Source organism: Rhodococcus sp. HNM0563, from assembly GCF_012726195.1.
In the GTDB taxonomy this organism is placed as follows: domain Bacteria; phylum Actinomycetota; class Actinomycetes; order Mycobacteriales; family Mycobacteriaceae; genus Rhodococcus.
This window is the reverse complement of sequence record NZ_JAASAF010000013.1, coordinates 89,569-110,858: the sequence shown is the minus strand read 5'-3', so window position 1 is coordinate 110,858 and position 21,290 is coordinate 89,569. Positions and strand designations below refer to the sequence as shown.

The 21,290-nt window shown below is 64.4% G+C and carries 19 protein-coding genes; 12 read left to right on the top strand and 7 right to left on the bottom strand.

Annotated elements, in window-relative coordinates:
* Nucleotides 1-2 precede the first annotated feature (2 nt).
* The gene (locus tag HCA61_RS24155) at nt 3-1,217 is read left to right on the top strand and encodes an acetyl-CoA C-acetyltransferase (RefSeq protein ID WP_169690718.1); all 1,215 of its coding nucleotides are present in this window, start codon (nt 3-5) and stop codon (nt 1,215-1,217) included.
* 34 nt (nt 1,218-1,251) lie between these two features.
* Complete coding sequence (locus HCA61_RS24150) at nt 1,252-3,387, top strand: 3-hydroxyacyl-CoA dehydrogenase NAD-binding domain-containing protein (RefSeq protein ID WP_206040548.1); 2,136 nt, start codon at nt 1,252-1,254, stop codon at nt 3,385-3,387.
* An 83-nt stretch (nt 3,388-3,470) separates the two neighbouring features.
* Here the strand turns inward: HCA61_RS24150 and HCA61_RS24145 are convergent, their stop codons facing one another.
* Both HCA61_RS24145 and HCA61_RS24140 read right to left on the bottom strand, forming a co-directional pair.
* Nucleotides 3,471-4,778: a class I SAM-dependent methyltransferase gene (locus tag HCA61_RS24145; protein ID WP_169690716.1), complete on the bottom strand. Its 1,308-nt coding sequence runs from the start codon at nt 4,776-4,778 to the stop codon at nt 3,471-3,473.
* On the bottom strand, nt 4,775-6,205 hold the full coding sequence (locus HCA61_RS24140; protein WP_169690715.1) for an FAD-binding oxidoreductase: 1,431 nt from the start codon (nt 6,203-6,205) through the stop codon (nt 4,775-4,777). Before HCA61_RS24140 ends, HCA61_RS24145 begins: the two co-directional genes overlap by 4 nt.
* Nucleotides 6,206-6,349: 144 nt before the next feature.
* Here HCA61_RS24140 and HCA61_RS24135 point away from each other — a divergent pair, with 144 nt between their 5' ends.
* The 5 genes from HCA61_RS24135 to HCA61_RS24115 all read left to right on the top strand — a co-directional run bounded on the left by HCA61_RS24135 (nt 6,350) and on the right by HCA61_RS24115 (nt 10,047).
* On the top strand, nt 6,350-6,784 hold the full coding sequence (locus tag HCA61_RS24135) for an SRPBCC family protein (RefSeq protein WP_169690714.1): 435 nt from the start codon (nt 6,350-6,352) through the stop codon (nt 6,782-6,784).
* 171 nt (nt 6,785-6,955) lie between these two features.
* Complete coding sequence (locus HCA61_RS24130) at nt 6,956-7,279, top strand: YbaB/EbfC family nucleoid-associated protein (protein ID WP_169690783.1); 324 nt, start codon at nt 6,956-6,958, stop codon at nt 7,277-7,279.
* Between the two features lie 8 nt (nt 7,280-7,287).
* Nucleotides 7,288-7,896, top strand: coding sequence for a recombination mediator RecR (gene recR / locus HCA61_RS24125; protein WP_169690713.1), 609 nt, complete (start codon nt 7,288-7,290; stop codon nt 7,894-7,896).
* Between the two features lie 11 nt (nt 7,897-7,907).
* A complete protein-coding gene (locus HCA61_RS24120; protein ID WP_169690712.1) occupies nt 7,908-8,489 on the top strand; it encodes a TetR/AcrR family transcriptional regulator in 582 nt (193 codons plus the stop codon).
* 139 nt (nt 8,490-8,628) lie between these two features.
* A complete protein-coding gene (locus HCA61_RS24115) occupies nt 8,629-10,047 on the top strand; it encodes an MFS transporter (protein ID WP_247274874.1) in 1,419 nt (472 codons plus the stop codon).
* A gap of 43 nt (nt 10,048-10,090) precedes the next feature.
* Here the strand turns inward: HCA61_RS24115 and HCA61_RS24110 are convergent, their stop codons facing one another.
* Nucleotides 10,091-11,053 (bottom strand): oxygenase MpaB family protein, encoded by a 963-nt coding sequence (locus HCA61_RS24110; RefSeq protein ID WP_169690711.1) that lies wholly within the window; start codon nt 11,051-11,053, stop codon nt 10,091-10,093.
* A gap of 6 nt (nt 11,054-11,059) precedes the next feature.
* Entirely contained in the window at nt 11,060-12,571 is a 1,512-nt protein-coding gene (locus HCA61_RS24105; RefSeq protein WP_169690710.1) for an aldehyde dehydrogenase family protein, read from the bottom strand.
* 201 nt (nt 12,572-12,772) lie between these two features.
* Here HCA61_RS24105 and HCA61_RS24100 point away from each other — a divergent pair, with 201 nt between their 5' ends.
* Complete coding sequence (locus HCA61_RS24100) at nt 12,773-13,465, top strand: GntR family transcriptional regulator (RefSeq protein ID WP_169690781.1); 693 nt, start codon at nt 12,773-12,775, stop codon at nt 13,463-13,465.
* An 87-nt stretch (nt 13,466-13,552) separates the two neighbouring features.
* Nucleotides 13,553-14,422: an oxygenase MpaB family protein gene (locus HCA61_RS24095; protein ID WP_169690709.1), complete on the top strand. Its 870-nt coding sequence runs from the start codon at nt 13,553-13,555 to the stop codon at nt 14,420-14,422.
* A gap of 73 nt (nt 14,423-14,495) precedes the next feature.
* Here the strand turns inward: HCA61_RS24095 and HCA61_RS24090 are convergent, their stop codons facing one another.
* The 3 genes from HCA61_RS24090 to HCA61_RS24080 are packed head-to-tail and all read right to left on the bottom strand — an operon-like array spanning nt 14,496 to nt 17,319.
* Nucleotides 14,496-14,972, bottom strand: coding sequence for a DUF4334 domain-containing protein (locus HCA61_RS24090; protein WP_169690708.1), 477 nt, complete (start codon nt 14,970-14,972; stop codon nt 14,496-14,498).
* Between the two features lie 11 nt (nt 14,973-14,983).
* On the bottom strand, nt 14,984-16,093 hold the full coding sequence (locus HCA61_RS24085) for an NAD(P)-dependent alcohol dehydrogenase (protein WP_169690707.1): 1,110 nt from the start codon (nt 16,091-16,093) through the stop codon (nt 14,984-14,986).
* Nucleotides 16,090-17,319 carry a TetR/AcrR family transcriptional regulator gene (locus HCA61_RS24080; protein ID WP_247274872.1) on the bottom strand — a complete coding sequence of 410 codons (1,230 nt, stop codon included), beginning with the start codon at nt 17,317-17,319 and terminating at the stop codon, nt 16,090-16,092. The genes HCA61_RS24085 and HCA61_RS24080 overlap by 4 nt, the downstream gene beginning before the upstream one ends.
* A 284-nt stretch (nt 17,320-17,603) precedes the next feature.
* Here HCA61_RS24080 and HCA61_RS24075 point away from each other — a divergent pair, with 284 nt between their 5' ends.
* The 3 genes from HCA61_RS24075 to fadD5 all read left to right on the top strand — a co-directional run bounded on the left by HCA61_RS24075 (nt 17,604) and on the right by fadD5 (nt 21,242).
* Nucleotides 17,604-18,593 (top strand): nitronate monooxygenase family protein, encoded by a 990-nt coding sequence (locus tag HCA61_RS24075; protein WP_169690705.1) that lies wholly within the window; start codon nt 17,604-17,606, stop codon nt 18,591-18,593.
* A complete protein-coding gene (locus tag HCA61_RS24070) occupies nt 18,590-19,381 on the top strand; it encodes an enoyl-CoA hydratase (protein ID WP_169690704.1) in 792 nt (263 codons plus the stop codon). The genes HCA61_RS24075 and HCA61_RS24070 overlap by 4 nt, the downstream gene beginning before the upstream one ends.
* 280 nt (nt 19,382-19,661) lie before the next feature.
* Nucleotides 19,662-21,242, top strand: a complete 1,581-nt coding sequence (gene fadD5 / locus HCA61_RS24065) for a fatty-acid--CoA ligase FadD5 (protein ID WP_169690703.1) — start codon at nt 19,662-19,664, stop codon at nt 21,240-21,242.
* Nucleotides 21,243-21,290: the final 48 nt, after the last annotated feature.

Genomic DNA, 21,290 nt, shown 5'->3' with positions numbered 1-21,290 from the left:
CTGTGACCACCGAGGCATTCATCTATGAAGCCATCCGAACCCCCCGCGGCCGCGGTAAGAAGAACGGCTCGCTGCACTCCGTCAAGCCGATCTCCCTGGTTACCGGCCTGATCGACGAATTGCGGGTCCGCTTCCCCGATCTCGACGAGGACCGCATCTCCGACCTGATTCTCGGCATCGTCGGACCGGTGGGCGACCAGGGCGCGGACATGGCCCGCGCCGCCGCCACCGCGGCCGGACTGCCCGACACTGTCGGCGGCGTCCAGATCAACCGCTTCTGCGCGTCCGGCCTCGAAGCCGTGAACACCGCGGCACAGAAGGTGCGTTCCGGCTGGGACGAGCTCGTCATCGCCGGTGGCGTCGAGTCCATGTCGCGCGTGCCGATGGGCTCCGACGGCGGCCCGTGGGGCCTGGATCCGGCCACCAACTACGACACCTACTTCGTGCCCCAGGGCGTCGGCGCCGACCTGATCGCAACGATCGAGGGTTTCTCCCGCGAGGACGTCGACGCCTACGCACTGCGTTCGCAGCAGCTCGCCGCTGCCGCGTGGTCGGGTGGCTACTTCGCGAAGTCCGTCGTCCCGGTCAAGGACCAGAACGGCCTGACGATTCTCGATCAGGACGAGCACATGCGTCCCGACACGACCCTCGCGGGTCTGGCCGGCCTGAAGCCGTCGTTCGCCACGGTCGGTGAGGTCGGTGGCTTCGACGCCGTCGCTCTGCAGAAGTTCCATTTCGTCGAGAAGATCAACCATGTCCACCACGGTGGCAACAGCTCGGGCATCGTGGACGGTGCCGCGCTGGTGCTCGTCGGCTCCGAGCAGGCGGGCAAGGATCTGAACCTGACCCCGCGTGCCCGCGTCGTCGCGACCGCCACATCGGGTGCCGACTCGACGATCATGCTCACCGGCCCGACACCGGCTACGAAGAAGGTTCTCGCCACCGCAGGCCTGACCGTCGACGATATCGACCTGTTCGAGATCAACGAGGCATTCGCCTCCGTCGTCCTGAAGTTCCAGAAGGACCTGAACATCCCGGACGAGAAGCTCAACGTCAACGGCGGCGCCATCGCCATGGGTCACCCGCTCGGCGCGACCGGTGCCATGATCCTCGGCACCATGGTCGACGAGCTCGAGCGCCGCGGCCTGCGTCGTGCCCTGCTCACCCTCTGCGTCGGTGGCGGCATGGGCGTGGCCACCATCATCGAGCGCGTCTGATACCGGAAGGATCCGAAATACAGTGACCGACAACATGATTTCCTGGGATCAGGACGCCGACGGCATCGTCGTTCTCACGCTCGACGACCCCAACCAGGGCGCGAACACGATGAACGCGCTCTACAAGGCCTCGATGAAGGCGACCGTCGATCGTCTCGTCGCAGAGAAGGACTCCCTGAGCGGCGTCGTCATCACCTCCGCGAAGAAGACCTTCTTCGCCGGCGGGGACCTGCGCAACATCATCGAGATCGGGCCCGACGACGCGCAGGCCGCGTTCGACGAGGTTCAGGACATCAAGTCCGACCTGCGTCGCCTCGAGACCCTCGGCAAGCCCGTCGTCGCCGCCATCAACGGTGCGGCGCTGGGCGGTGGCCTCGAGATCGCGCTCGCGACCCACCACCGAATTGCTGCCGACGTCAAGGGGATCCAGATCGGCCTGCCCGAGGCCAGTCTCGGGCTGTTGCCCGGTGGCGGCGGCATCACCCGCACCGTCCGCCTGCTCGGCCTGCAGACCGCGCTGCTCTCGCTTCTGCTGCAGGGCAACAAGTACAACGCGGTCAAGGCCAAGGAACTCGGTCTCGTGCACGAGGTCGTCGGCAGCATCGACGAGCTCGTTCCCGCCGCGAAGGCGTGGATCAAGGCCAACCCCGAGGGGGGTGTGCAGCCGTGGGATGTCAAGGGCTACAAGATCCCTGGCGGTACCCCGTCGTCACCCGCGTTCGCCGCGAACCTCCCGGCCTTCCCCGCGAACCTGCGCAAGCAGCTCAAGGGCGCCCCGATGCCTGCTCCGCGCGCGATCATGTCCGCAGCTGTCGAAGGCGCTCAGGTCGATTTCGACAACGCGTCGACGATCGAGTCCCGGTATTTCACCGAGCTCGCCACCGGCCAGGTCGCGAAGAACATGATTCAGGCGTTCTTCTTCGATATGCAGTCCATCGGTTCGGGTGCGTCGCGTCCGAAGGATGTGCCGAAGCGTGAGATCAAGAAGGTCGGCGTTCTCGGTGCGGGCATGATGGGCGCGGGCATCGCCTACGTGTCGGCTAAGGCCGGTTTCGATGTGGTACTCAAGGACGTCACCGTCGAGGCCGCAGAGCGCGGCAAGGACTACTCGGTCAAGATCGAGGAGAAGGCGCTCTCGCGTGGCAAGACCACCGAGGAGAAGTCGAAGGCTCTGCTCGGCCGGATCCACCCGACCGCCGACGCCGCAGACCTGAAGGGCGTCGACTTCGTCATCGAGGCCGTCTTCGAGAACACCGAGCTCAAGCACAAGGTGTTCCAGGAGATCGAGGACATCGTCGATCCCGATGCTCTGCTCGGCTCCAACACGTCGACGCTGCCGATCACGGGTCTCGCGACGGGCGTCAAGCGTCCCGAGGACTTCATCGGTATCCACTTCTTCTCGCCGGTCGACAAGATGCCGCTGGTCGAGATCATCAAGGGTGAGAAGACCTCCGACGAGGCGCTCGCCCGCGTGTTCGATTACACGCTCGCGATCCGCAAGACCCCGATCGTGGTCAACGACAGCCGCGGCTTCTTCACCTCGCGCGTGATCGGCACGTTCGTGAACGAGGCCATCGCGATGCTCGGTGAGGGCATCGAACCCGCGACGATCGAGCAGGCCGGTTCGCAGGCGGGGTATCCGGCTCCGCCGCTGCAGCTGACCGACGAGCTGAACATGAAGCTCATGCAGAAGATCGCGAAGGAGACCGCGGAGGCTGCGGCGCAGGGCGACACGAAGCTCGGCACCACTCGCCACCCCGCGATCGACGTCGTCGACTTCATGGTCGAGGCAGGTCGTCCGGGTCGTCTCGAGAAGGCGGGCTTCTACGAGTACGACGAGAACGGCAAGCGTCTCGGCATCTGGCAGGGCGTGCGCGATCACTACAAGACCGTGGCGACGCTTGACGTGCCGCTGCAGGATCTGATCGACCGCATGCTGTTCGCCGAGGCCATCGAGACCCAGAAGTGCTTCGACGAGGGCGTGCTCACCACGACCGCCGACGCCAACATCGGCTCGATCCTCGGTATCGGTTTCCCGGCCTGGACCGGTGGTGTCGCGCAGTACATCGTCGGATACCCGGGTGGTAAGGAAGGCTTCGTGAAGCGGGCCGAGGAACTCGCCGCCAAGTACGGCGAGCGTTTCACTCCGCCTGCGAGCCTGCGTAGCTGACCCAGCCACAACCGGAACGGGCAGATGCACCCTGTGCTGAAAGGGTGTATCTGCCCGTTCGGGTTGTATCCGTGTGTGCGCGCCTACGCCACCCACCACGGGCGCAGCGGGACCTGAGGTGCCTGATCCTCACCCAGCTTCACACCGAGAATCTGGTGGAGCTGGACACCGTTGCTCTCGAAGCCCACGCGCGAGCCCGCCATGTACAGACCCCACAGCCGCGCGGTGGCCTCGTCGACCTCGGAAAGTGCTGAATCCCAGTGCTTCTCGAGGTTCTCGCACCATGCTTTCAGGGTCAGCGCGTAATGCTGCCGCAGGTTCTCCTCGTGCATCACCTCGAAGCCGACGTTCTGGGCTTCCGAGATGAGCCGGCCCGACCCGGTGAGCTCCCCGTCGGGGAATACGTAGCGGTCGATGAAGCCGCCCGCCTTCATCCGCCCACGGTTGTGAGGGCGAGTGATGCTGTGGTTGAGCAGTAGACCGCCGACGCGGAGTTTGTCGTGCAGGAACCGGAAGTACGACGGGTAGTTCGCGGCACCGATGTGCTCGGTCAGGCCGATCGACGAGATCGCATCGAACCCGGTTTCCGACACGTCGCGATAGTCGGAGTGTCGCACCTCGGCGAGGTCGCCGAGACCTTCCTCGGCGATGGCCTTCTGCGCCCACTGGGCCTGTTCCTTCGACAGGGTCGCGCCGATGGCCTTCACACCTCGGCGAGCTGCGTAGCGCACCATGCCGCCCCAGCCGCAGCCGATATCGAGCAGGCGATCCCCGGGCTTCAGTCGTAGCTTCTCGAAGACGAGGCGGTATTTGTTCTCCTGGGCGTCCTCGAGACTTTGGTTCTCCGACTCGAACACCGCGCACGTGTACGTCATGGAGGGGCCGAGCACGTATTCGTAGAACGTGTTCGACACGTCGTAATGGTGATGAATCACTTCGGCGTCGCGTGCCTTCGAATGGCGAAGGCCCTCGGCGACGCGGCGCCAGCGGGGGAGATGTTCCTGCGGTGGAGGAGCGATCGGCTTGATCAGGTCGGGTCCGAGTGACCGCACGATCTGCGCGAGGGTCCGCGCAGGCGGGCGCTCGAAGTGCACACCGCCGAGTGCCTTGAGCAGGGGATACGGGTCGGCTGGGTGTACACCCTCCGCCTCGAGCGTGCCGGAAATGTATGCGCGGGCCATGCCCAGGTCGCCCGGAGCGGTGACGATATAGGTAGCGCCTTCGGGGGCGGTCAGGTTGAGGCCGAACGGAGCGTCTGCGGGCCCGGTCGTGGAACCGTCGTATGCGGTGAACCGCAGAGGCATCTCACCGCCCGTTGCGATCTCGACGATCTGGGCAAGATTGAGCTTGTCCGTTTTATGCCCGGATGCCTCCGATTTGAATGTGGTCAATGTCGTTGCACCGCCTTCGCGAACAGGCCCGTCAAGCGGGACCCTGGATCGTATCTATCCTTGAGCGCGGGGTATTCCCCCTCGCCGTAGTAGAGCTTCTCGAATTCGTCACGGCTGTAGAAAGAATCGGAATACAGCGACTTGTGACCGTCGAGTGCTGCCACCTTACGCTCGATGCGGCGGTTCGCGGCGCCTTCGGCCTCGCCGCGGACCACGGGCACCGACGACCAGAAGCCGATGTTGACGTAGGTGCGTTTCGGCTCTAGCGGGTACAGCGGCCATGGCCGGCGAGGGTTGTACGAGGCGGATCGATCGCGGAGACGCAAGGGGCACAGCCAGATCGGTTCGATGGGAATCTCATCGAGGAACCACTGCATGAACTCCTGGGTTCGTTCGATGGGAACCTCGATGTCCTGGACGACGCGTTCTCTCGGCGGGTTGCCCTTGCGGGCCTCGATGCGGTCCGCGATCGAGTACTTGTGATCGAGCGCGATGAGCTTCCAGTAGAAGCTGCTGCGTAGCAGCTTCTTCGGCCACAGCTTCCGGATGCGAGGATTCTGGGCTCCGAAGGCGCGCGAGCACCAGAACCAGTCGGTGTCCCACCGCCACAGGTAGTCGCGGATGGTGAGGCGGTCGGTCTTGGGATGGTTGACGGACTCGTGCCGGATCGACTGGTAGAAGATGTTCATCTCGGTGTAGTTGGATACCGGACCGGCTTCGGAGGTCTGCACGCCGAGGGTGAGGTAGCTTTCGTCGGCGGAGAAGACCACACCGTCGACGTAGTCCACGGCAATTCCGGCGTACACGCGGTCGGCCGTGATCCGGTCGAGCGTCGACTGCAGGTCGGCAAGTGAGGTGAAACGCAGGTGACGCAACGCGACGAACGGCTTCACCGGTTCGAGTTCGATGCGAAGTCGCGTGGCATACCCCAGCGACCCGTAGGAGTTCGGGAAACCGCGGAACAGGTCGGCGTGTTCACCGTCCGGTGTGGCGGTGATGATCTCGCCACCCCCGGTGAGGATGTCCATCTCGAGGACCGATTCGTGCGGTAGCCCGTTGCGGAACGAGGTGGATTCGATGCCGAGCCCGGTGACTGCTCCGCCGAGAGTGATCGTCTTGAGCTGGGGCACGACCAGCGGCGCGAGTCCGTACGGAAGTGTCGCGTCGACGAGATCTTGGTACGTGCACATGCCGGCGACATCGGCCGTGCGTGCCTGCGGGTCGACGGAGATGACACCGCCGAGCCCCGATACGTCGAGACCCGGTGAGTTGACCTTCGTGCGTGCGCGGAACAGGTTCGAGGTCTTCTTCGCGAGACGTACCGGCGCATCCGCGGGGATGGTGCGATACGAGCGCAACAGACGGTGCACACCTTCGCGGTGGACCGAGTCGCCGTACGGTCCGACACTTCGTGACGTTCTCAGCATTCGACTCCCCTGCAGCAGCGCATCAGTGGTGGAACCCACAATAGACCTGCCGGGAACCTACGTCGCGGTACTGACAGGCAGGATGTAGGGCGTCGGCGAGCCGCACGGGCTCGAAACGAATCCACAGTCACAGAGGAGTTCACCGTGGCACAGGTCAGTGCAAGCAGCTCGATCCAACTGGCAGCCGCACCCGAGAAGGTGCTCGCGGCGCTTGCGGATTACGAGACTGTGCGTCCGCGCATTCTCTCCGATCACTACCGCGACTATCGTGTGGTCTCCGGTGGGCAGGGAGACGGCACGATCGTGCACTGGCTGCTCCAGGCCACCGAGAAGCGGGTGCGCGACGTACAGGCGAAGGTGACGACCTCCGGTAGCACGATCACCGAGACCGACGCGAACTCGTCGCTCGTCACGACCTGGAGCGTGGTTCCCAACGGCACCGGCTCGACGGTCGTGACGCTCACCCAGTGGAACGGCGCGGGTGGCATCGGCGGATTCTTCGAGAAGACGTTTGCTCCGATCGGTCTGCGCAAGATCCAGAAGCAGGTTCTCGAGAATCTGAAGAACACCGTCGACTGACCTTCGGGTGAGTGTCGGCCAGGTGGGCATGCGACTAACCTGGCTGACGAAACACCAGGTAGACGATCTCCATAGACAGAAACCTCCGTAGTCGGATGCTGGGTGACCGATGCCACCGGCTCGACAACGCAGGACCCGAACAGGAAGGACGTGTCCGTGCAACCCGGTGGTATGCCTGACATGCAGCAACTTCTCGCCCAAGCCCAGCAGATGCAGCAGCAGCTCATGGCTGCGCAGAACGAGATGGCGCAGGCCCACGTCACCGGCCAGGCCGGTGGCGGTCTCGTCACCGCAACGGTGAAGGGCACCGGCGAGGTCATCGCTGTGCAGATCGATCCGAAGGTTGTCGACCCGGACGACGTCGAGACTCTGCAGGACCTCGTTGTCGCTGCGGTTGCCGATGCGTCGGCCAAGGCCCAGGAGATCGCTGCCGAGAAGCTCGGTCCGCTCGCGGGCGGACTCGGTGGCGGCATCCCCGGCCTGCCCGGTTTCTAGAGGCACGCGTGTACGAAGGGCCGGTTCAGGACCTCATCGACGAGCTCGGCAAGCTTCCGGGCATCGGACCCAAGAGCGCGCAACGGATCGCGTTCCACCTGCTGTCGGTCGAGCCGCCGGAGATCGACCGGCTGCAGGCCGCGTTGCAGAAGGTCCGTGACGGCGTGCAATTCTGCGAGGTGTGCGGCACGGTGTCGGACCGGGAGCGGTGCCGAATCTGTGCAGATCCGCGGCGCGACCGAACGCAGATCTGTGTCGTCGAGGAACCCAAGGATGTGCAGGCGATCGAGCGGACCCGTGAATTCCGTGGCCGTTACCACGTACTCGGTGGGGCGCTCGATCCACTGAACGGTGTCGGTCCGGATCAACTCAACATCCGTGCGCTGCTCACCAGGATCGGCAACCAGGAAGACGGGGTCGATGTCTCCGAGGTGATCATTGCGACCGACCCGAACACCGAGGGTGAGGCGACGGCGACGTACTTGGTGCGGATGCTGCGGGACTTCCCGGGGCTCGTCGTCACTCGGCTGGCATCGGGACTCCCGATGGGTGGCGACCTCGAGTTCGCCGACGAGCTCACACTGGGTCGTGCAATGTCCGGAAGGCGGACGATGTGACGGATCGCCGGATGCCAGTGGCCACGGGTACACCCGAGAAGAGGCGACGGACGTCGGAGGAAACTCGGAGGCTGATCCTGGATGCCGCAGGTCTCGCGTTTGCGACGCGCCCGTATCGCGAGATCACCCTCAAGGACATCGCCGACGACGCCGGGGTCAGTGCCCCGCTGATCATCAAGTACTTCGGGTCCAAGGAGCAGTTGTACGACGAGCTGGTGGATTTCAAGGCTGCGGCCCACCTGCTGTACGACGGCCCGTTCGAGCGCCTGGGCGAGCGGATGGTCGAGATCTTCGCGCGGCAGTCTGCCCGGCACAAACCGTTGTCGATGGCGTTGCTGTTCATGAGTGGATCCAGCGAGGAGAGCAACCGCAAGCTTCGTGAGAACTACTCGTCCCAGATGATCGACGAGTTGGTGGCCTTGATGAAGGGGCCGGATGCACGGATGCGGGCGGAGCTCGTGTTCTCGATGCTTCTCGGGGTCGCGTTCATGCGCCGCCGGATGATGCAGGAGAAGGCGGCAGGGTCGGTCGACGAGGTGGTTGCCCTGTATGCGCCGCTCGTGCAGTCGCTGCTCGACGGCGACGGGCACTGAGACAATCCCCACTCCGGTTGTAGGTAAATGGCTGTTCACCTAAGGTGGTGAACAGCCATTTACCATCGCCGGAGGGAGTCGCGTGACAGTGTCGTTCCCTCTACGGCTGCATGCTCCGGGTTCGGGGCGCAGTGCGCCGGTGCAGAAGCGCACCGCGACCCGCTCCGACCGGTCGAATCTGTCGAAGTACGTTTTCCCCGTCCTCGCGGTGGGCGCGATCTTCCAGGCGATCATGCAGACGGTCATCGTGCCGTTGCTTCCGAGTCTGCCCGGTTTCACCGGAGCCGGACCCACCGCAGTGTCGTGGCTGGTCACAAGCACGCTGCTCGTCGGTGCGGTGATGACACCCATCTTCGGACGTCTCGCCGACATGATCGGCAAGAAGCAGATGCTCCTCATCGCGTTCGGGCTGATGACCGTCGGGTCGCTGATCTGTGCCGTGACGTCGAACATCGGACTGCTCATCTTCGCGCGCGGGCTCCAGGGGGCAGGTGCCGCTGTTCTTCCGATCGGCATGGCGATCCTGCGCGAGGTGATGCCGCGCGACCGCGTCGATCGCTCGATCGCGGTCCTCAGTTCCACCCTCGGCATCGGTACGGCCGTGGGAATCCCGTTCGCCGCAGCGATCGTTCAGTTCGCCAATTGGCACCTGTTGTTCTGGGTGACCACGGCGATCGGTGCGGGAGTCGCGGTCGCGGCCGCGTATGTCGTCCCCCGGTCGAGTACGCGCACCGGCGGTCGCTTCGATGTCGTGGGGGCCGTGGGGCTCTCGAGCGCGTTGATCTGCCTACTGGTGCCCATCACTCAGGGAAGCACGTGGGGGTGGACCAGCACCGCTGTCCTGACCATGTTCGCGTGCGCCGTCCTGTTGTTCGCGGTGTGGGGATTTCAGCAGTTGCGCAATCGCAACCCGCTCGTCGACCTGCGAGTGTCGGCGCGCCGTTCGGTTCTGGCGCCGCATCTGTCAGCGCTGCTCGTGGGCTTCGCCTTCTACGGAAACACCCTCATCACGACCCAACTGCTCCAGGCTTCGCCCGATCACGGTGCAGGGTACGGTCTGACGATTCTGCAGGCGGCAGTGTGCCAATTGCCGGCCAGCTTCGCGATGATGGTTTTCGCGCTCGTGGCCGCACGCGTCTCGGACCGGTTCGGGCCGAAATCGGCGATCATGGTGGGCGCAACCTTCCTCATCGTCGGCTACTCCATCCACGCGGTCCCGGACAAGCCGTTGTGGATGGTTGTGGCAGCCATCTTCATCGCTGCAATCGGGACGACGTTCGTGTACTGCACGCTGCCGATTCTCCTTCTCGGCGCTGTGCCGCTGTCTCAGAATGCGGCTGCGAACGGTGTCAACGTGTTGCTCAGGACCGTCGGGAGCACGATGTGCAGCGCAGTGGTCGCGTCAGTGCTCGCCGCGCACATGATCGCAGGCGGAATCGCGTCGAGCGGGTTCGTCGCCGTGTATCTGGTCTGCGGTGCGTGCGCCATCGTCGTATTCGTATCGGCGTTCGCGCTTCCGTCCCGCGGATCGAGGACGCCCAGTCCCGCAGACGTATGAGTCTGCGACACCGGGCGTCCGGTTCGGTGTTGCGGTGACAGCGTCAGACGCCGAGATCCCGCGGTCGGTAGCCCAGCGGGTAGCCGGGATACGTGCGATTGGTGGCATTGCTTGCCGATACGGACACTCTCCGCTTGGGGAGCCTGCGCACGAGCGCGGATCGCATCCGCAGTGCACCTTCCGAGACGGAACGCATGCGCGGTGAGCCCTTGGGGAATCCGAACGCGTGGGCCATACGGTCGTCGATCAGGGAATACACGACCTTCTCGACACCCGGACCGAGCACCTTCGGGTACCACGATTTGAACAGCTCGAGGGTGTAGGTGCCGATGGCGTGGTTGTCGTCGCTGTAATCGAACATCGTCTGTTCGTATTCGAGCTTGAACCGGTGGAACTCCTGGAACGACTCCGGGATGTCCTTGATACCCATCCGGATGCCGACCTGCCGGTAGAAGTAGAACGACGCGAGCCGCTCCTTCGGATGCAGGCGGCGCCAACCGTACTGGTCGATCCAGTCGAGCGGGTCGTACGCGAAGGTCGACAGCACGTACAGCATGTCGTCGTTGTCGATCGAGTACTTGCCGTGCATGCGGTTGATGTTGCGCAGTGATTCACGTCCGCGTTCGGCGTCGTATCCGTGCTCGATGAGTTCGGCCATCAACAGGGACGTGTCGTCGTAACGCTTCTGCGGCCGATGCTCGAACTCTCCGGTCCGGGCGAGCAGCTCGGAGATGGTCGGCACACAATACGTCCGGAACAGTGCGAACTCGAGCGACCGCTGGTAGTCCCACGGAAACTCGTAACCCGCGGTGATCCGCAGGATGTCCTGATGATGGGTGACCGGGTCGAGACCTTCGATCACCTTCAACCAGCCGTGTCGTCCGGCCTTCGGATGCGGGTCGCGATTCGGACCGGGAAACGTACCGGCCTTCTCGATCCGTGCTTCGGGTGACGCGACGACGGCAGGTTTGCGCGATCGTTTCGCGCGCGATCCCGTGGCTGTCATCTGCTCCTACCTTCCGTGCATGAACTTCAGCATCCTCGCGGCCAGATTCAGATCGCGTTCGGGTCGTTCGAGGCTCATCAGCTTCAGCGGCGAACTGAACTTCTCGACCGTCACCGACTTGGGCCGGCTGAACTCCCGGAGCCCGTCGGCGCCGTGGATACGTCCGAAGCCGGACTCGCCGATACCGCCGAACGGCAGTGACGGGATGCCTGCGAAGCCGAGTACCGAATTGACCGAAACCATGCCGTTGCGGAGGCGTCCGGCCAGCTCACGACCTTTGGCCTTGTTGCCGATGAAGATCGATGCGCCGAGCCCGTACGACGTGCCGTTGGCACGGTCGACTGCCTCGTCGAGGTCGCGTACCTTGTTGACGACGACGGTGGGGCCGAAGGTTTCCTCGCACACTGCGCGCGAGGTCTCGGGCACGTCGGTGAGGATCACGGGTTCGATGATGCGTTCGCCCACCGACTCGGCGCCGCCGACCACCGCGGTGCCGCCGCTTGCAAGAGCATCTTCGATATGACTGCGCACGATGTCGATCTGGCGGGGCAGAGTCATCGGGCCGTAGGTCGACTCGTTGCTTCCACCCGGCTCGGCGCGCTTCACTATGGCCGTCAGCTTGTCGAGGAACTCCTGGTAAGCGGACTCGACAACGTAGATGCGCTCGACGCCCGCGCATGTCTGTCCGGCATTGCCGAAAGCACCGAATGCGGCGAAATCCACCGCCTTGTCGATGTCGGCATCTGCCGCGACGATCATCGCGTCCTTGCCGCCGCATTCGGCCACGAGCGGGGTGAGCGACTCGGCGCACACGGCCATGACCTTGCGGGCTGTCGGTCCGGAGCCGGTGAACGCGACCTTGTCGACACCCGCGCGGGTGAGCGCAGCTCCGGTCTCACCGAGTCCGGTGACGACTTGGAACACCGGCTGGGTCGGGGCGATGGAGTTCCACTTCTCTTCGAGCCACTTGCCGACGCCCGGCGTCAGCTCGCTCGGCTTGAACACGATGGCGTTGCCTGCGGCGAGAGCGTACGAAATCGACCCCATCGGGGTGTAGACCGGATAGTTCCACGGCCCGATGACTCCGACGACGCCGAGTGCCTTGTACTCGAGGGTTGCGGACTGGTTGAAGCTTGCGACCCCCGAAGGCACCTTCCTGGCTTTGAGAACCTTCTTCGCGTTCTTCGCGGCCCAGTCGAGGTGTTCGATCGCGAGCATCACCTCGAGGAATGCGTCCCCGTACGGCTTGCCGGTCTCACGCGAGACCAACCTCGCCAGGGAGGCGGCGTCCTGTGCGACGGCTTTCTTGAATTCGAGGAGCCACTCGCGACGTCCGCGGAATCCTTGCGCGTCCCACCATCGTGCGGCGATCCGGGCGCGGTCGACGGCCTCGGCCACCGCTGCGGCATCGGCGATCGGATACTCGGCGATCACTTCACCCGAGCGGGGGTCGAGGCTGGCGAACGTGTCGGTCGTCGGTTCGGTGGTCGGGCCCGTCGTGCTGCTCTTCTGTGTCATCCCTCGACGCTTTCTGACGGATCACATCACATATATTTGATGTGATTAGCTGTAGTGGAGCTCACACTATGCGCCTCGTACCGAACGGACAAGCCCGCTCCGCTCGCTTCGGGCCGTCAGGAGAAACATATGGCCTCGCCGACCCGCGCAACCGATGCCGTTGCTGCCACTGGGGATACATCGAGTACGGATCCGACGCGTATGCGGAGACGCCCGCAGCTCTCCGACGAGGTGGCCTCCCACCTGCGCAGCGCGATCATGTCGGGTTCCTTCCGCTCGGGCGAATTCATCCGATTGGACGAGACCGCAGCAGAACTCGGAGTCAGCGTCACGCCGGTCAGGGAGGCGTTGCTCACACTGCGAGGTGAGGGCATGGTCGAGTCCGCACCGAATCGGGGATACCGCGTGTCGCCGATGAGTGGCTCCGACATCGACGACATCTTCTGGCTGCAAGGGCAACTCGCGGTCGAGCTCGCCCTGCGGGCTGCGGATCGCGCCGCTGCAGGCGATCTCGAGCGATTGGGAGATCTCAACGAGCGCCTGCGTGTGTGCGTGAGTGCGTCGAATGCCTCGGCGGGTTCGGAGGCATCGAGCGACGTCGAGCGAATTGCCGATGCCGAGTGGTGCTTCCACCGCGAGGTGAATCGAATCGCGAACAGTCCGAAGCTTGCATGGTTTCTCGATACTGCCGCCCGTGCGCTGCCGTATCGATTGTTCGCCCGGGACCCGCAGTGGGGAGTGGTGGCCGTGCGGTCGCACGAGCGGCTCATCGCTGCGATGCGTGCGGGGGAGCACAACGAGGTCATCACGCAGACCCTGGTCCAGTTCGACGACGCTGCAGCCCGGCTTCTGGCCCACCGGAGGCGGCTCGCCGAGAGTGCGGGCGGCAATTAGGGAACAAGGCCCCTTGCCTATCTGAGCACGGGCGTGCACAATTTGGATGACACTGCAGCATCCGTACTTTCGCCGAGGAGGCGACCCATGGCATCAACAGTGGAAGTAAACGAGCCCGACAGCGCAGTTGACGGCCTCGCCGATCACGCCACCGTCGATCGTGCTCCGGTCGAGCGTGGCTCGGTCGATCTCGCGGATTTCGTCGGCGAATCGATGCTTCTCCTCGGTGCCGGATCAACGGTGCTGCTGCAACTCGCCGACCGTGGTACCGGACACGGCGTGGCCGATCACAGCACCACTCTCCAGCGTCCGCTCGACCGGTTGCGCACCACGATGACATACGTATACGCGGTTACTCTCGGTACGCAGGAAGAGCGTAGGCAGATCGTCCGGATGGTCAACAAAGCTCACGTACCGGTGCGATCCGAGACCTACAATGCGTTCGATCCGGAACTCCAATTGTGGGTTGCAGCAACGCTCTACCGCAACGGCGTCCAGATGTACGAGCGTATGTTCCACAAACTCTCCGACGCAGACCTCGAGTGGATCTACCAGCAATCCGCGGTCTACGGCACGGCGCTGCAGGTCAAAGAAGACATGTGGCCGGCCACACGCGCGGAGTTCGACGCATACTGGGACAACATGATCGCGACGATGGACGTCGATGAGAAGGTGCGGTCCTTCACCCGCGGTCTGCTCGGGGGCGGCGACTCCCCGCTTCCCGTGAAGCTGCTCATGCCGTTACAGCGCTTCATGACCATCGGCCTTCTGCCCCAGCGCATGCGCGACGAATTCTCCCTGCCGTGGAGCCCTCGCGACCAGCGCCGGTTCGATCTGTTCTGGAAGGTCGTGCCCCCGGTGTACAGAAGGGTGCCGCGGCCGATCCGGCAACTGTCCGCCACGTACTACCTGCGCGATATGCGGCGCCGCTTCGCCTCGGGTCGTCGCATCGTCTGACGCCCCAGCACGACGGATGTCGTCCTCGGCCGATTCATCGAACCGAGGACGACATCCGGATACGGGCGGTGGGTCAGAGCGCGACGTCGCGTTCGAGCCCGAACCAATAGTGTTCGCCGCCGTCGAAGACGAGTCCACCCTTGCCGTTCATCACGCCGATGACGGTGTCGTTGTCCACCTTCTTGAAATGGTCGAACACCGGCATCCCGTCGTAGACCATCGTCGCGGTCACCTCGCCGCGGAACACGACGTCCCACAGGCTCGCTTCGCCGCGACCGGTCTTCTTGTCGGAGAACAACTCTCCGTCTTCGTCCCGGCATACGAGCGGCTGGACCTCGGAGACCGAGACGAAGGACTTCCCGTACCAGCGGGCACCGCCGAGCATGTGGTGGGTGCGGTGACCGGTGTCGAAACTGAATCCTCTCCACCGGTATCCGACCAGGTCGTCGATCCGTGCGGGCTCCAGGCGCTCCCAGAGAGCGTCGAGCTCACGGGGGTCGATTCGGTCGGTGCGGGCACGTAGTGCTGCGAGTTCCGAGGCGACATCCATGTCGGTTCCTGTCAGTCGAAGGTGAGTACGGCCTTGACGACCTCACCTGCAGTCACTGCGGCGAAGGCGTCGTCGAGCTTGTCGAAGGGGAATGTGCTGGTGATTTTCTCGACGGGGAAGCGGCCGTCGCGCCAGAATGCTGCGAGTTCGGGAAGGAAGACGTGTGGGTCGGCGTCGCCCTCGATGACCCCGGTCAGTGTGCGGCCGCTCAGTAGATGCGTCTGATCGATCGTGATTGGGTTCCGTCCTCCGCGTAGGCCGAGGGTCGCGCACACTCCCGGGCTCGCGAGTGACGACATCGCCTGGCGGATGACTGCTTCGGACCCCACCGATTCCACCGCGTAGTCGACGCCTCCGTCGGTGCTGCGGCGGATGTGGCGGCCGATGTCGTCGACCTCGTCGGGAGACAAGACCGCAGTGGCGCCCAGCTCGAGTGCCGGCGAATGCCGACGGGGGTTCGGGTCGATGCCGATGATGGTGTCGCAGCGAGCGATCTTCGCGGCCATGACCGCCGCCATTCCTACCGCACCGAGACCGAATACTGCTATCGATGAACCTGATTCGGGCTGCAGGACGCGAAGGACGGTGCCGGCTCCTGTGGCGAGTCCGCACCCGAGTGGGCCTGCGAGTTCGACGGGCACACCGGGAGGGAGACGGACGACGTTACGATCGGTCGCGACCACGAGCGACGAGAACGACGACTGACCGAACCAGTTGCCGTGAACCGGTTTGCCCGAGCCGTCGTGAAATACGGACGTGCCGTCGGGTCGGGTACCCGAGTAGTTCAGCGGAGCAAACCGCGCGCAGTAGGCGGGACGGCCACGGCGGCAGTTGCGGCAGCTCCGGCAGGAATCGAAGCCGATGACCACTGAATCGCCCACGCGCAGGCCGACGACGTTGGCACCGACCTCGACGACCACCCCCGAACCCTCATGGCCCAGTACCGCAGGAAGGGGGATCGGCACTCCGCCGGACGCTGCGGTGAGGTCGGTGTGACAGATTCCCACGCCGCGGATCCTCACGAGGAGTTCGTCGGCCCGGAGCTCGGGGACCACAACGGATTCGATCTGCATGGGAGCGCTGTGTTCGCGTAACACGGCAGCCCGCGCGATACGGCTCATGGGCGCAGCACCTCACCGGACTCGCTGCGGTTGCCCACGAGCACCGCCAGCATCAGCTGCTGCACTCGTCTCCGATTGGATTCCGTACTCCGGAAGCGCATCACCTGTCCGACGTCGAGGGACAGGATGAGCGCAGCGTGGACGAGGAAGCGGCATTCGACGGCCGAGAGATCGGTGCGTAACTCGGCGACGATGCGCGCCCACTCCTCGATGTTCAAGCGCTGGATATTGCGGAGGTCGCTGCGGTGGGCCTTCGGGAGGTTGCCGATCTCGGCGAAATAGACCGACATCAGCTCACTGTGATCGAACGCCAGCCGAACGAACACGTCCACCAGATGCTCGAGTGCCTGGTCGGAGGTCGACGATTCGGTCAGTGCCGACTCGACGGACATCGCAACGCGGTCGCCCGCACGGTGGAACGCCGTGGCGAGCAGATCGGCCTTACTCGGGAAGTGCCGGTACACACCGGAAGCGTTGATTCCGGCTGCGGCACCGATCTCCTCGATGCTCACATCGTGATAGCCGTGTGCGTCGAACAGCAGAACTGCCTCGTGCAGCAGCACTTCGCGCTTGTTGGACGTAGCGAGACCGGACTTGGTCGGCGGCTCGCCGGAATCGGGATCGGCGGGAGCGAGAGGTGTCGCCAGAATCGAGTGGCACGCGTCGAGCAGGAGTTGCTGGAGCCGACGGTTCGACAGCGGTGCGCGATGGGTGGTGATCGAGCCGATCGTGCTCAACAGTGCAGTGCTGAGCACCACGTAGTCGGAGGCGGTGAGGTCGGGACGAAGCTGCGCCGTGAGTTGGGCGAGGCGTCGATTGATCGCGACCATCTTGCCGCGAACTTGTAGACGGTCGTCCTTGGACAGGTAACGACGTTCCCACCGGTAGAGCCCGCCGGTTCGACGGTTGGTGATGGTGGTGCGGATCGTCGCAGTGAGCAGACGGTCGAGGGTGTCGCTCGGATCGGTGTCGTCGCCGGAGTCGAACTCGTCGACGGCAGCTCCGAGAGAGTCGGCCAGCTCATTGACCGCGTGCCGGAACAGCGCGTACTTGTTCGGGAAATGGCGGTAGAGGGCGGGCCCCGAGATGCCGACGGTCTTGGCGATCTCGTCGATGCTCACGCCGTGATAGCCGCGCTCGCTGAAGGCTTCGGCCGCGACGGCTGCGATCTGCGCCTTGCGGTTCTTGGGGCGTCGGCGCACCCCGGCGGTCTTGCCATCGGCGATTGATCGTGCGCGCGCCCCGACCTGCGCGTGTTCGGCCACCTGAACTCCTCGTCGATTGTGTCGGACCCGCGACCGATCGCGGAGAGTCATCCTAAAGGTAACAGCTGAGACCCGTGAATCAGAATGTACTTCGACCACCGATTTCGTACCAAAACCCCAGAACAAAGTGTATTGACAAACACAATCGCGACCTCCAAAGTTAATGCTGATTCTTCCGATTGACTCTGGAAGAGCGGGTACGTGGGGGCGTAGTGGCGCGTCCCGCGCCGATTCGAGGAGGACTCTTGAGGACCCGATTCACCGAGGCGTTCGGGGTCGAGCACCCCATCGTTCAGGGCGGCATGATGTGGGTCGGCCGTGCCGAGCTGGTCGCAGCAGTGGCCGACGCAGGTGCGCTGGGATTCATCACAGCGCTCACGCAACCCACTCCGGAAGACCTGGTTCGCGAGATCGCACGGTGCCGGGAGATGACCGACAAACCGTTCGGAGTCAACCTCACCATCCTGCCGTCGATCACACCGCCGCCGTACGAGGAGTACCGCGCCGCGATCATCGAGTCGGGCGTCAAGATCGTCGAGACCGCCGGCTCCAACCCGGTCGATCACCTGCCGTTCTTCAAGGATGCGGGAATCAAGGTCATCCACAAGTGCACGAGCGTTCGGCATGCCCTCAAAGCTGAGCGTGTGGGCGTCGACGCTGTGAGCATCGACGGCTTCGAGTGTGCCGGGCACCCCGGCGAGGACGACGTCCCCGGTCTGGTTCTCATCCCCGCCGCAACCCGCCGACTCAGGATTCCGGTGATCGCGTCGGGCGGCATCGCCGACTCGAGAGGCCTCGTCGCCGCGCTCGCCCTCGGCGCCGACGGCGTGAACATGGGCACCCGTTTCATGTGCACAGTCGAGTCCCCTGTGGCACAGCAGGTCAAAGAACAGATCGTGGCGAACACCGAGCTCGACACGAAGCTGATCTTCCGTACGCTCCGCAACACAGCACGTGTCGCGGCGAACGCGGTCAGCAAGGAGGTAGTCGAGATCGAATCCCGCGGCGCAGAATTCGCCGACATCGCGCACCTCGTCGCAGGCGCTCGTGGTCGCACCGTCTTCGAAGAGGGCGATGTCGATGCCGGTATCTGGACATCGGGTCAGAGTCAGGGGCTGATCGACGACATTCCGAGGGTAGCCGCGCTCGTCGAGAGGATGGTCTCCGAGGCCGAGGCGCTCATCACCGGGCGTCTGAACGGCATCGTTGCGGCCGAGGCAGGGGTACGAGCATGACCGAGACGGCGGAAGGCATCACCGTGGAAGGTCTTCGTTCACACCTGGAGGGCGGAATTCTCCGGATCACGATAAACCGCCCGAAGCGGATGAACGCGCTCGATCTCGGGACGATGGGCGCACTGCGTGACGCGGTGGCAGCGGCCGGAACGGACGAGCGCGTCCGGACCATCGTTCTCACGGGTGAGGGCACCGCGTTCTGTACCGGGGCCGACCTTGCGGCTGCGGGGGCGAACCCGACCGACCCGAATGTCGTCATGGACACCGCGAACTCGTTGATTCGCGCGATCGTCGAATCGCCCGTGCCCGTCGTTGCGGCGGTCAACGGGCCCGCCGCCGGTGTCGGTGTGTCGATCGCCGTGGCGGCCGATCTCACCTACGCAGCCGAAAGTGCTTACTTTCTCCTGGCTTTCGTCAACATCGGACTGATGCCCGATGGTGGATCGAGCATGCTGATCCCCGCGGCCATCGGCCGGGCCCGTGCGGCCGAGATGGCGCTGCTCGGCGAACGTGTGTCGGCGGCCGACGCCGCCCACTGCGGTCTCGTGGCCCGCACCCTGCCGGACGGCGAGCTCACCGCGCATGTCGATGCAGTGGCGGCTCGCACTGCACGAGGTCCTCGCCGCGCTCTCGCGCTCACCAAGCAGGCACTCAACAATGCGACTCTTCCCGCTCTCGATGATGCGCTGGCGCTCGAGAAGACCGGCCAGGTCGAACTGCTCGCCTCCGCCGATTTCGCCGAGGGTGCAATGGCCGTGCTGCAGAAGCGGCGGCCCGAGTTCGGCTAGAGTCCGCGTGTACATGTGAACCCCGGGTGCGGGTGGCGGATGCGGTTTCGTCACCCGCCCTCCGGGGCCTCCAACAGCTGTTCATGCACTATTTCTCAGGCATCCTGCCGAAGGATGCACCGCGTGTCCGTTGATCGGATTTCTCATCGAATCCGATGTGAATTTCGATTAACAAATGTCTGGTCACGATCGGAATTTGCATGTAGGGTGCATCACACCGGATGCCGGTATTTGCCGCGCCCCTTCGTCCTGAAGCTTTCCTGTCTCGAGAGGACCGTCGATGGTTTCCCCTTCTGTCTCGGATGCGCACCGCTACCGCAGCAACAACTGGAACAACCAGGTCGCGCGTCACGCCCTGATGACACCTGATCGCACCGCGTTCCGGTTCCTCGGAGAGTCGATCACGTGGTCGCAGCTGGACGAGCGCGTCGAGAAGCTTGCGGATGCGCTGTCGCGTCGCGGCATCGGCTTCGGCGATCGCATCATCGTCCTGATGCTCAACCGACCCGAGTACATCGAGATCGTGCTCGCGGCCAACGCAATCGGAGCGATCGCCGTGCCGGTGAACTTCCGTCTCACCGCATCCGAAGTTGCGTTCCTGGTGGCCGATTCGGGCGCGAAGGCGATTGTTGCCGAGGGCCCGCTCGTGCCGCTCGCTGCTGCCGCCCGCGCGCAGTCCGAAGGCATCGACCTGGCGATCACGATCGGTGCGGAGCCCGAGGGCGACGCAGTATCGTACGACGCCCTCGTGGCCGAAGAAGGCGACCCGCACCCGCAGGTCGATATCCCGAACGACACCCCGGCGCTGATCATGTACACCTCGGGCACCACCGGTCGCCCGAAGGGGGCAGTGCTCACCCACTCCAACATGGAAGCCCAAGCGCTCACCTGCATCAGGGCCTTCCAGCAGTTCGACGAGACGGGCATCGGCTTCTGTGCTTCGCCGATGTTCCACATCGCTGCGCTCGGATCGATCGCACCGAGCCTGATGCTCGGCACCACCACCGTGATCCACCCCGTCGGCGCATTCGATCCGGGTGCGCTGCTCGACGTGCTCGAGGCCGAGCAGGTCACCAGCTTGTTCCTCGTGCCGGTGCAGTGGCAGGCCGTGTGTGCTGCGCAGCAAGCGAATCCGCGTAAGCTCGCCCTGCGCAACATCTCTTGGGGCGCTGCCCCGAGCTCGGACACCATCCTGCGCGCCATGGCCGAGACCTTCCCGGATGCGTTCAACGTCGCGGTGTTCGGCCAGACCGAGATGTCGCCGATCACGTGCGTGCTCGATGGCGCGGATGCGATCCGCAAGCTCGGCTCGGTCGGGCGCGTCATCCCGACCATCCAGGCACGAGTGGTCGACACCGAGATGAACGATGTCGCTCCCGGTGAGGTCGGTGAGATCGTCTACCGCGGTCCGACCATGATGCGCGACTACTGGAACAACCCGGCGGCCACGTCGGAGGCATTCCACGGCGGATGGTTCCACTCCGGAGACCTCGTGCGCATCGACGACGAAGGCTTCGTCTACGTCGTGGACCGCAAGAAGGACATGATCATCTCCGGTGGTGAGAACATCTACTGCGCAGAGGTCGAGAACGTCCTGTTCGGACATCCCGCAATTCTCGAGGCGGCTGTCATCGGTCGTCCCGACGCGAAGTGGGGTGAAGTACCCGTCGCGGTCATTGCGCCGAAGCCCGGCAACGACGACCTCACCCTCGAAGTCCTGCAGCCGTACTTCGACGAGCATCTCGCGCGTTACAAGCATCCGAAGGACATCGTGATCGTGGACGCACTGCCGCGCAACGCGAGTGGCAAGGTCGTCAAGGGCGAACTGCGCGGCGGGCTGTCCGCCGTCACGCAGGGCTGAACTCCTGAAGTCCGTTCCGCAACACTGCAGGACGGCATGCGGAGGGGA

Coding starts and splice junctions, on each gene's coding strand:
- HCA61_RS24150 (WP_206040548.1), top strand. CDS start 1,252: ATGATTTCCTGGGATCAGGACGCCGACGGCATCGTCGTTCTCACGCTC.
- HCA61_RS24140 (WP_169690715.1), bottom strand. CDS start 6,205: ATGCTGAGAACGTCACGAAGTGTCGGACCGTACGGCGACTCGGTCCAC.
- HCA61_RS24130 (WP_169690783.1), top strand. CDS start 6,956: ATGCCTGACATGCAGCAACTTCTCGCCCAAGCCCAGCAGATGCAGCAG.
- HCA61_RS24120 (WP_169690712.1), top strand. CDS start 7,908: ATGCCAGTGGCCACGGGTACACCCGAGAAGAGGCGACGGACGTCGGAG.
- HCA61_RS24110 (WP_169690711.1), bottom strand. CDS start 11,053: ATGACAGCCACGGGATCGCGCGCGAAACGATCGCGCAAACCTGCCGTC.
- HCA61_RS24105 (WP_169690710.1), bottom strand. CDS start 12,571: ATGACACAGAAGAGCAGCACGACGGGCCCGACCACCGAACCGACGACC.
- HCA61_RS24100 (WP_169690781.1), top strand. CDS start 12,773: ATGCGGAGACGCCCGCAGCTCTCCGACGAGGTGGCCTCCCACCTGCGC.
- HCA61_RS24095 (WP_169690709.1), top strand. CDS start 13,553: ATGGCATCAACAGTGGAAGTAAACGAGCCCGACAGCGCAGTTGACGGC.
- HCA61_RS24090 (WP_169690708.1), bottom strand. CDS start 14,972: ATGGATGTCGCCTCGGAACTCGCAGCACTACGTGCCCGCACCGACCGA.
- HCA61_RS24085 (WP_169690707.1), bottom strand. CDS start 16,093: ATGAGCCGTATCGCGCGGGCTGCCGTGTTACGCGAACACAGCGCTCCC.
- HCA61_RS24070 (WP_169690704.1), top strand. CDS start 18,590: ATGACCGAGACGGCGGAAGGCATCACCGTGGAAGGTCTTCGTTCACAC.
- fadD5 (WP_169690703.1), top strand. CDS start 19,662: ATGGTTTCCCCTTCTGTCTCGGATGCGCACCGCTACCGCAGCAACAAC.